The sequence below is a fragment of the Pseudonocardia sp. NPDC049154 genome (assembly GCF_040648315.1).
Taxonomy (GTDB): Bacteria; Actinomycetota; Actinomycetes; order Mycobacteriales; family Pseudonocardiaceae; genus Pseudonocardia.
Map to the genome: position 1 here is coordinate 58,267 of NZ_JBEZDN010000029.1, position 9,661 is coordinate 67,927.

9 protein-coding genes and 1 pseudogene are annotated in these 9,661 nt (G+C 72.9%); 5 read left to right on the top strand and 5 right to left on the bottom strand.

The genetic code is table 11. The annotated features are described in order from the left end of the window. The 4 genes from AB0B41_RS16765 to AB0B41_RS16780 are packed head-to-tail and all read left to right on the top strand — an operon-like array spanning position 1 to position 3,981. Positions 1 to 891 (top strand): helix-turn-helix domain-containing protein, encoded by an 891-nt coding sequence (locus tag AB0B41_RS16765; protein WP_358203885.1) that lies wholly within the window; start codon positions 1 to 3, stop codon positions 889 to 891. Beyond that, entirely contained in the window at positions 888 to 1,847 is a 960-nt protein-coding gene (locus tag AB0B41_RS16770) for an SDR family oxidoreductase (protein WP_358203887.1), read from the top strand. Before AB0B41_RS16765 ends, AB0B41_RS16770 begins: the two co-directional genes overlap by 4 nt. Next, positions 1,847 to 3,193 (top strand): MFS transporter, encoded by a 1,347-nt coding sequence (locus AB0B41_RS16775; RefSeq protein WP_358203889.1) that lies wholly within the window; start codon positions 1,847 to 1,849, stop codon positions 3,191 to 3,193. Before AB0B41_RS16770 ends, AB0B41_RS16775 begins: the two co-directional genes overlap by 1 nt. Further along, on the top strand, positions 3,190 to 3,981 hold the full coding sequence (locus AB0B41_RS16780) for an SDR family NAD(P)-dependent oxidoreductase (protein ID WP_358203892.1): 792 nt from the start codon (positions 3,190 to 3,192) through the stop codon (positions 3,979 to 3,981). Before AB0B41_RS16775 ends, AB0B41_RS16780 begins: the two co-directional genes overlap by 4 nt. Positions 3,982 to 4,077: 96 nt before the next feature. On the opposite strand, the pseudogene AB0B41_RS16785 reads toward AB0B41_RS16780, so the two are convergent. The 5 genes and pseudogenes from AB0B41_RS16785 to AB0B41_RS16805 all read right to left on the bottom strand — a co-directional run. Further along, positions 4,078 to 4,617 (bottom strand): annotated as a pseudogene (locus AB0B41_RS16785) (ATP-binding cassette domain-containing protein); the annotation flags it as partial. Continuing rightward, entirely contained in the window at positions 4,614 to 5,651 is a 1,038-nt protein-coding gene (locus AB0B41_RS16790) for an ABC transporter ATP-binding protein (RefSeq protein WP_358203894.1), read from the bottom strand. The gene AB0B41_RS16790 and the pseudogene AB0B41_RS16785, both read right to left, overlap by 4 nt. Continuing rightward, positions 5,652 to 6,548 carry an ABC transporter permease gene (locus tag AB0B41_RS16795; RefSeq protein ID WP_358203897.1) on the bottom strand — a complete coding sequence of 299 codons (897 nt, stop codon included), beginning with the start codon at positions 6,546 to 6,548 and terminating at the stop codon, positions 5,652 to 5,654. Beyond that, positions 6,545 to 7,486 (bottom strand): ABC transporter permease, encoded by a 942-nt coding sequence (locus AB0B41_RS16800; protein WP_358203899.1) that lies wholly within the window; start codon positions 7,484 to 7,486, stop codon positions 6,545 to 6,547. The genes AB0B41_RS16795 and AB0B41_RS16800 overlap by 4 nt, the downstream gene beginning before the upstream one ends. A gap of 15 nt (positions 7,487 to 7,501) precedes the next feature. Next, a complete protein-coding gene (locus tag AB0B41_RS16805) occupies positions 7,502 to 8,962 on the bottom strand; it encodes an ABC transporter substrate-binding protein (protein ID WP_358203903.1) in 1,461 nt (486 codons plus the stop codon). Positions 8,963 to 9,251: 289 nt separating this feature from the next. Between AB0B41_RS16805 and AB0B41_RS16810 the strand changes: the two genes are divergently transcribed. After that, positions 9,252 to 9,661: acyl-CoA dehydrogenase family protein (locus AB0B41_RS16810; RefSeq protein ID WP_358203904.1), on the top strand; the 410-nt coding region annotated here is incomplete at its 3' end.

Sequence of the window (9,661 nt, forward strand, 5' to 3'; positions counted from 1 at the left end):
GTGGCCACGCCCGTCCCCGCCGTCGAGCGCGCGAGCCGCATCCTCGGGCTCCTGGCCGAGAAGCCGGACCTGCCGCGCAGCCTCACCGACATCGCGGGCACCCTGCAGATCCACAAGGGCACCTGCCACTCCATCCTCGCCGCGCTCGCCGCCTCCGGGTTCGTGGTGCGGGACGACCGGACCCGGACCTGGGGGCTCGGGTCCGGGGCGGTCGAGCTCGGGCTGGCCGCCGTCGGCCGGATCGGCGCCGCCGGGGCCGCGGTCCGGGAGATGCACCGGCTGCACGAGACGCTCGGGGCGTCCGTCCTGGTGGCCGCGCTGCTGGGCGAGGAGCTGGTGGTGATCGCCGGGGTCGGCGACGCCGCCGTCGCCCAGATCGGCACCCGGCAGTGCCTGGTCCCGCCGATGGGCCTGGTGTTCAAGGCCTGGGACGACCCGGCCGAGACCGAGGCCTGGCTCGCCGGGCTCGGGGCGCCGCAGTCGGCGGCCTACGCCCGGCAGGCGCTGGACTCCGCGCGCCGGCGCGGGTTCGTGCTCGGCCTGGAACACGCGGGCGAGGAGGAGGTCCACAGCCAGATCCGGCGGATCCTCCGCTGCGGCGACCCCGAGCAGCGGGTCGACCTGGCACTCGAGCTCGCGGACCTGTTGCGGTCCAACGGCTACAGCCCCACCGACACGAGCTGGCCGGAGGACCGGCGGGTGCGGTTCATGAGCGCCCCGGTGCTGCGGGGCGGGCCGGTGGAGCTGGCCATCACCCTGTTCGACATCCCCGGCGAGGTGCCGGTGGTGCAGTTGGAGCGCTGGGCCCAGGAACTGCTCGGTGCCACGCGCCGGGCCGCGTCCCCCGACCCCCTGAGCGCTCCCTCCTTCGCACGAGAGGACACGACGTGACGGGCGACGGTGCCGTGGCGGGACGGGCGGGCGGAGCGCTCGCGGGCAAGGCCGTGGTGGTCACCGGTGGCGGGCGCGGGATCGGGCGACAGTACGCCCTGCGCTGTGCGGCCGAGGGCGCGGCGGTCGTGGTCAACGACCGCGACGCCGAGGTGGCCGAGGAGGTGGCGGCCGAGATCGGCGTCGCGGGCGGACGCGCGGTCGCGCACCCGGCCGACATCGTCGACTGGGATCTCGCCCAGGGCCTCGTCGCCCGGTGCGTCGACGAGTTCGGCGCGATCGACGGCCTGGTCAACAACGCGGGCGAGTTCGACATGTGCCCCGCCCCCGAGGTCGGCCCCGAGCTGCTGCGCCGGATCCTCGACGTCAACGTGCTGGGCACGGCGCACTGCGGCATCCACGCGATGCGCGCGATGCTGACGGCGGGCCGCGGCTCGATCGTCAACGTCACCTCGGGCGCCCATGCCGGCATGGCGGCGATGTCGGTCTACGGCGCGAGCAAGGGCGCCGTCGCCAGCCTCACCTACACGTGGGCGCTGGAGCTGGAGGGCACCGGGGTCCGGGTGAACGCGGTGTCCCCGCTCGCGGCGACCCGGATGAGCGAGGTGAATCTGGACTACCGCGGGTTGGCCGGCGAGGAACGGGACCGGTTCCGGGCCATGATGCCCGCGCCGGAGTGCAACGCCCCGGCCGTCGCCTACCTGCTGTCCGACGCCGCCGCGGCCGTGCACGGGCAGGTCGTGCGGATCGACCACGAGGAGATCTCGCTGCTCACCCACCCGATGATCCGGGTCCCCGGGGTGCCGGGCGCGGGCGGATCGGTCGCCGCGGTGGCCGCCGCGTTCGCCGGTCCGCTGGCAGACTCGTTGCTGCCCAACGGGTTTGTCGTCGCCGAAGTGGACGTCAGCGGGCGGTACGAACGGAACCGCCCGGACGAGATCCCGGCCGAGGCGTGATGAGCGCCCACGGCTCGACCGCGCCCGGGACCTCGCCCCGCAGGCTCGCCGCCGCCACGTTTATCGGCACGATGGTGGAGTTCTACGACTTCGCGCTGTACGCGAGCGCCGCGGCGCTCGTCTTCCCCACCGTCTTCTTCCCGGAGGCCTCGACCTCGACCGGTCTGCTGCTGTCGTTCGCGACCTTCGGCGTCGGGTTCGTGGCGCGGCCGGTCGGGGCGCTCGTGTTCGGGCATTTCGGCGACCGCCTCGGCCGCAGGCGGATGCTCGCCCTGTCGATCATGCTGATGGGGGGCGCGAGCGTGCTCATGGGCGCGCTGCCCGGGTACGCCCAGATCGGTGTCCTCGCGCCGCTGCTGCTCGTGGTACTGCGCCTGGTGCAGGGCGCGGCCGTCGGCGGCGAGTGGGGTGGCGCGGCGTTGATGGCCGTCGAGCACGCGCCCCCGGGGCGGCGCGGGCTCTACGGCGCCTTCCCCATCGCCGGGGGCGGTGGCGGCTCCGCGCTGGCGTCGGGCGCGATGCTGCTGGCCGCGCAGCTACCCGAGGACCAGTTCCTCTCGTGGGGCTGGCGGATCCCGTTCCTGGCCAGCGCGGTGCTGGTCCTGATCGGCATCGTCATCCGGCTGCGCATCGCCGAGAGCCCGGCGTTCGTCCGGCTCAAGACGGCGCGCGCCGTGGTCCGGGTGCCGGTCGTCGAGGCCTTCCGGCGGCAGTGGCGGCGAATCCTGCTCGGCGTGTTCCTCTACCTGAGCCAGGGCACCTTCACCTACATCTTCCTGGTCTACGTGGTCTCCTATGCGACCACTCAGGTCGGGATCGCGCGTCCGGCGGTGCTCACGGGCACCACGATCGCCTCCGTCCTCTCGATCGGCACGTACCTGCTGGGCGGCATGCTGTCCGACCGGATCGGCCGCAAGGCGGCGTACCTCTCGGGGGTCGTCGCGACCGCCGCGCTGGCCTGGCCCGCCTTCGCCCTGGTGAACGCCGGGCGGCCCGCGCTCTTCGCGCTCGCGATCGTCCTGATCATCACCCTGGCCCTCGCGCCCATGGCCGGGGTCACCGGCACCCTGTTCACCGTCCTGTTCGACACCGACATCCGGTACACCGGCACGTCGATCTCCTACACTCTCGCCCAGCTGACGGCGTCGGCGTTCGCCCCGTCGATCGCGGCGGCGCTCTTCGCCGCCACCGGGACGAGCCTGTCCATCGTCGGCTACCTGCTGGTGGTGTCGGTGATCTCCCTGGTCGCGGTGTTCCTGGTGCCGGGCCGGTTCGGCCGCGGCGCCGCCCTCGCCCAGGACGCCGAGGAAGGCGGCCGGCGCCCCACGGGCCCGGTCGCGGTGTGATCGGGCCGGAGAAGGCGCTCGCCGGGAAGGTCGTGCTGGTCACCGGAGCGGGTCGGGGCATCGGCCGGGCGATCGCCGACCGGGTCGGCGCCGAGGGCGCGGCAGTCGTGGCCGCCGACCTGCCCGTGCCCGGGGCCGCCGCCAGCCCGGCCGACGACCTGGTGGCCGCGCCGACCGCCCGCGGCGACTCCGCCGTCGCCCGGTCCGCCGACATCGCCACGGCCGAGGGCGCCGACGACGGGATCACGGTGAACTGCGTGCTGACCGGCGCGGCGACCCGGATGACCGACAAGGTCTGGGACGAGCTGTACCCGGGCCGGGTCGACGAGACCGGCATGTCCACCCGCAGCGACCGAGCCGCCGGCACGTGGCGCGATCCTGCGAACGTCGCACCGTTCGTCGTGCACCTGCTGCGCGACGTGGCGGCGGGGATCACCGGGCAGGCGTTCGGCGTCGTCGGGCACCAGGTCAGCCTGCTCGGGCACCCCGGTACGGCCCCACGATCCGCTCGGCCGGGCCCTGGGACCTCGCGGACCTCGCGCACCCGGTCGACGCCGGGTTCCCGGATCTCGGGACCCCGGCCGACTCGCCGTGGCCACCGCCCTGAGTCCTCAGCTCGCGCGCAGCGACGGGGGCAGGGGGACCGGGATCGCCGAGAGCAGCTCGCGGGTGTAGTCGTGGCGGGGCTCCCGGTAGAGCTGCTCGGCGGGCGCGCATTCCACGATCTCGCCCTGCCGCATCACCGCGACCCGGTCCGCGATCACCTCGACCAGGGCGAGGTCGTGTGACACGAACAGGTAGGACAGGCCGAGATCGCGCTGCAGTTCGTGCATCAGGTTGAGAACCTGCGCCCGCACGGAGACGTCGAGGGCGGCCACCGGCTCGTCACAGACGATCAGGGCGGGCTGCAGGGAGAGCGCCCGGGCGATCGCCACCCGCTGCAGCTGCCCCCCGGAGAGCTCGCCCGGGTGCCGGTGAGCCACCGACCGCGGCAGGCCGACCCGGTCGAGCAACTCCGCGGCTCGCTTCTCGCGCTCGGCGCGGGGCGTGCCGAAGTGCACCAGCAGCGGCTCCCCGACCGACACCCCCACCTCGATCCGCGGGTCGAGCGACGAGTGCGGGTCCTGGAAGATCATCTGGGCGCGCCTGCGGAACGCCGTGAGGGCGGACCTGCCCAGGGTCGAGACGTCCTCGCCGTCGAAGACGATCCGGCCCGCGTCGGGCTCGACGAGCCGCAGGACCAGGCGCCCGACCGTGGACTTGCCGGCGCCGGACTCTCCCACGACGGCGAGGGTCTCACCGCGACCGACGGTGAACGACACGTCGCGGACGGCGTCGTGGTGCGCGACGGCCCGCCCCCATGCGTTCCGCTTGCGCACGAAGCGCTTCGTCAACCCGGTGACCTCGAGCAGGGACTCGCTCATCGGCCGCGCACCCCCTCGAGGGTCAGCTCGGTCGCCCGGTGACACCGGGCCTCGGAGCAGCCGACCCGCACCAGGTCCGGGGGACCGTCGCAGCGCGGTGTCGCAAAGTGGGCGCAGCGCGGGTGGAACCGGCAGCCCGCAGGCATCGCCTCCGGTGGTGGCACCCGTCCCGGGATCGCCTCCAGCCGCCTTCCTCGACCGACCTGCGGGATCGAGGCGAGGAGCCCCGCGGTGTACGGATGACGTGGCCCGAGGAACAGGTCGTCGACCGCCGCCCGCTCCACGACCTGCCCGGCGTACATCACCACCACTCGCTCGCACACCTCGGCGATCACGCCCAGGTCGTGACTGATCAACACCACGGAGATCCCCGACTCCTCGCGGATCTCCCGCAGCAGGGCCAGGATCCTGGCCTGCACGGTGACGTCCAACGCCGTGGTGGGCTCGTCCGCGATCAGCAGCTCGGGATCGCAGGCCAGCGCGACGGCGATCATCACCCGCTGGCACATCCCGCCGCTGAACTGGTGGGGGTAGTCCTGAGCCCGCTTCGCCGCGTCGGCGATGTGCACGCGATCCAGCAGCTCCACGGCCCGTTTCCACGCGCTGCGCCGGTCCATCCCGCGGTGCCTGCGCAACGTCTCCACGAGGTGGTCGCCCACGGTGAAGGCCGGATCCAGGCTGCGCATCGGCTGCTGAAAGATCATTCCGATGCGGTCGCCGCGCACCTTGCGCAGCGCCCGGTCCGAGAGCGCGGTGAGGTCCGTCCCGTCGAGGTGTACGGAGCCCGACACCCGCCTGCCGCCTTGGTCGGCGATCAGGCCCAGGGCGGCGAGGCAGCTCACGGTCTTCCCGGAGCCGGACTCCCCGACGAGACCGACGGTCTCGTTGTGTCCCACCGTGAACGAGACGTCGTCGACGACCCGGACCGGTGAGCGGGCGGGCCCGAACTCCACGCCGAGCCCCTGGACGGCGAACAACGGTGTCCCGGTCATGTCGGCGGCGGGCAGGGTCGGGGTGGGCGATGGTTGGGTCATCTACAGGCTCCGATCGGCCGCGCCACGCCTGCCGACGGCCTTTCGCAGGCCGTCGCCGGCAAGGCTGAACGCCAGCACGGTGAGGGTGATCGCCAGCCCCGGCGCGTAGACGAGGTAGGGCGCGACGACCACGTTGGCGAAGGCGGAGTTGAGCATCGACCCCCAGCTGGCCGCGGGGGGCCGGACGCCCATCCCGAGGAAGCTCAGGCTCGCCTCTGCCGTCACCGCCACCCCCAACATGATCGACAGCTGGACGACGAGGACCGGCAGGATGTTCGGCAGGACGTGCGTACCCAGGATGCGCGCGCGGCTGCAGCCGATCGTGCGGCTCGCCTCGATGAACGTCTCGTGGCGCAGGTCGGTCGTCGCGGCGCGGGCAACGCGGTGGAAGCGTGGCACCAGGATGATCCCGACCGCGATCATGGCCGTCGTGATGTCTCGGCCGAGGACCGCGACCACGGTGAGGGCCAGGATGATGCCCGGCACGCTCATCAGGACGTCCATGAGCCGGCCCAGCCAGGCGTCGAGCGTGCGGCCGGAGAACCCGGCGAGCACGCCGAGCGGCACCCCGACCACCGCCCCGATCGCGACCGCCTGCAGCGCCGCCAGCAGCGACACCCGCGCCCCGTACAGCAGCCTGCTGAGCTGGTCGCGGCCGAGCTCGTCGGCGCCCAGCGGGTGCCCGGGTCCGGGCGGGGTCAGCCTGCTGCCCAGGTCCTGGGCGAGCGGGTCCGCGGGGGCGAGCAGCGGGGCCAGCCCCGCGACGACCACCAGCGCAACGAGGTAGGCCACGGCGACGACAGCGATCCGGTCCCGCAGGAAGCGGCGCAGGATCGTCGTGCGCGGCGCGGCCGGCTCGGCGGCGGAACCGTCGGGGCGGGCAAGGACCTCGGTCATGTGCGCACCTTCGGGTTCAGGTACAGGTAGGACAGGTCGGTCAGCAGGTTGAACAGCGCGACCCATACGACGCTGAGCACCACCACTCCGAGCAGCACCGGGACGTCACCGGACAACACGCTGTCCACGGTCAGCGGGCCGAGTCCCGGTAGCGTGAAGACCGTCTCGATCACCACTGCGCCGCCCACCATCTCGGCCAGCCGGAAGCCGAGCACCGTCACCGCGGGGACCGCGGCGTTCTTCAGCGCATGCTTGCCGATCACCTGGGTGCGCGGCATCCCGCGAGCCGACGCGGCCATCACGAAGTCCCTCCGCACCACGTCGGCCAGCGAGGCCCGCAGCTGCAGCGCCAGCTCCGCGGCCGGGGTCGCGGCGAGGGCCACGGCGGGCAGCACCAGGTGATACAGCCAGAGGTCCACGCCGTCGCCGATCGGCGAGTAGCCGATCGCCGGGAAGATCGGCCGGTCGACCGCGAAGAACACCACCAGCAGCAGCGCCAGCCAGAAGGACGGCACGGCCACCAGCACCGAGCAGACGGTGGTGACGGCCCGGTCGGCGATCCCGCCCGGCCGCACCGAGGCCGCGATCCCGAGGGCCATGCCGAGCAGGACCATCAGCACCACGGACACGACGACGAGCGACACCGTGACCCCGAGCCGGTCCCACAGCAGCTCCCCGACCGGCTGCTCGGTGGTGAAGGACCGGCCGAAGTCGCCTGTGATCAGCCCGCCGAGCCAGTCCAGATACCGGGTGACCAGCGGATCGGAGAGGTGCAGCTGCTCCCGGATCGCCTCCACCCGGTCGGGCGTGGGGTCGTCCCCGGCCAGGCGCAGGGCCGGGTCGCCCGGAACGAAGTCGATCATCAGGAAGACCAGGAACGACACGATCACCACGAGTGGGACGGTGATCGCGATCCGTCGTCCGACGAGCGTGAGCACGGTGGCCTCCCGGGGTCAGCCGGCGTTCGTCACGGCGACGTAGCGGGCGTCGAACAGACCGGCCCAGGTCCACGTCATGTCGTCGACGTTCGTGATCGGGTTGCGGTACGCCCAGTCCTGCTTGGTGGCGCAGATGTTCACCAGCGCGGCCTGGTCCGCCAGCGTGGTCCAGACCTGCCCGTACAGGGCCCCGCGCTGCTGCTGGGTCAACGTCGGGTTCTCGGCCTGCTGCGTGAGCGGCGTGATCTGGTCGCGGACGGCGTCACCCGCGTTGTAGCCGCCCAGGTAGGTGGTGCGGATCAACTGGCTCGGGTCGGCGACCGCGGCGAGCGAGCCCACGTAGGCGGTGGTGCGTCCCTCCCGGTAGGCGGCGTCCGCATCGGAGGGCGGCAGCGGGGTCAGCGTCGCCGTGATCCCGACGGCGGCGAGCTGGCTCTGGAGGACCTGTGCCACCGGCTCGAACGACGATCCGGCCGGGTAGGTCAGCGGAAACGTGATCGGCGTGCCGATCTCGGCCACCAGCTGCTTGGCACGATCCGGATCGAATGCCGTGTTCTCGAGCCCGTCGACGTGCGCCCAGTGGCCGGGAGGGTAGGGCTGCACGAGTGGGGTGCAGTTGCCCTGCAGGAGCTGGTTCGCGATCGCGTCCCGGTCGATGCCGTGACTGATGGCCTGCCGGACGCGCACGTCGGCGAACAGCGGGTCGGTGCCGCGCAGGTAGAGGGCCTGCTGGGTCAGCACCGACACCTTGCTGACCTTGAACGCGCCACTCTGGGCGAGCTGGTCCGCCGTCGCGACGTCGGGTCCGTTGATCTGGGCGACGTCGGCGTTGCCGGCACGCACGGCGTTCAGTCGCGTCGCCGCCGCCTGGGTGAAGGTGATGTCGACCTTCTTGGGACTACCCGCCTCGGTGTCCCAGTACGTACTGGGGGCACGCTCGAAGCTCACGGTGTCGCTGGGCTTGAACGTCGACACGACGTAGGGGCCGGAGCCTGCGTCCCCCGGCGCCTGACCGAGATCGCGGCCGTCGGCGATCGCCTTGGGGCTCACGATCTCGCCCGCGTTCGACGCGAACACCGCCGGCAGCGCGGCGCCCGCGCCGGGCTTGAGGACCAGCCGGACGGTCGCCGGATCGAGGACCTCGACCGCGGCCACGTCACTGAGTTGGGTGGCCACCGTGCTGCCCGGGGTGGACTTCCCCCGCTCGATGTTCGCCTTGACCGCCGCGGCGTCGACCGGGGTGCCGTCGTGGAACTTCACGTCGGTCCGCAGCTTCAGTGTCAGAGTGCTGCCGTCGGGAGTGAACTCCCACGACGTCGCCAGCATCGGCTTCACCGTGAAGTCGTTCGCGAGCCGGGTGAGCCGGTCGTACAGCAGGAAGGTGGCGGGCTGGGAGCTGGTCAGGTTCTGCTTGATCGGGTCCAGCGACTGGGTCGGACCCGCGTAGAGGATGCGCAGGGTGGCTTCGGTGTCCACCGGGCCCACCGCAGGCTGCGCGGGGCCGCCCGAGGAGCACGCGGACAACGTGAGGACGGCCGCGAGGCCGAGGACGGCGAGGGACCTTGACCATCTGACGTGGGACAACGGTGTCCTCCCGATTCAGGCCGCGCGAGGCGGCGAACTGCCGCCCTATTAGTGGCCCTCAATGCCTCGATGTCAACCCTTCCAGTGCCGCGCCGACGACCTTGACGGTGACAAATACGTCTACGTAATGTCGGCCGCTGTCAGCGAGGCCGTCCCTCCGGGACCCGATCGCGGAGGACGAGTGCGCGACCAGCAGGTGGACCCGGCCGACCGGGTGGACGACGAGGATCGGGCCGCGCTACGCGCCGCGGTGCGCGAGCTCTGGGAGGACCGTGCCGGTTCGGCAGGGGTCCGGGCCACGATCGAGCGCCCGGCGGCGGTCGATCCCGAGCTGTGGGCGCGGATCGGTGGCCTGGGGCTCCTCGGCCTGACCGTGCCCGCGGCACACGGCGGGGCGGGCGCCACGGACGTCGAGCTCGGCATCGCCGTCGAGGAGTTGGGGGCCGCCCTGGCCTGTGGTCCCTTCTTCTCGCACGCGGTCCTCGCCGCCGGGCTGCTGGCGGCGGGGACCGAGGACGCGGCGGTGGACCGGTGGCTGCCGGCGGTCGCCGCGGGCACGCTGCGGGCCACGGCGGCCGTCGCCGAGGCGGG

Coding starts and splice junctions, on each gene's coding strand:
- AB0B41_RS16795 (WP_358203897.1), bottom strand. CDS start 6,548: ATGACCGAGGTCCTTGCCCGCCCCGACGGTTCCGCCGCCGAGCCGGCC.
- AB0B41_RS16775 (WP_358203889.1), top strand. CDS start 1,847: ATGAGCGCCCACGGCTCGACCGCGCCCGGGACCTCGCCCCGCAGGCTC.
- AB0B41_RS16790 (WP_358203894.1), bottom strand. CDS start 5,651: ATGACCCAACCATCGCCCACCCCGACCCTGCCCGCCGCCGACATGACC.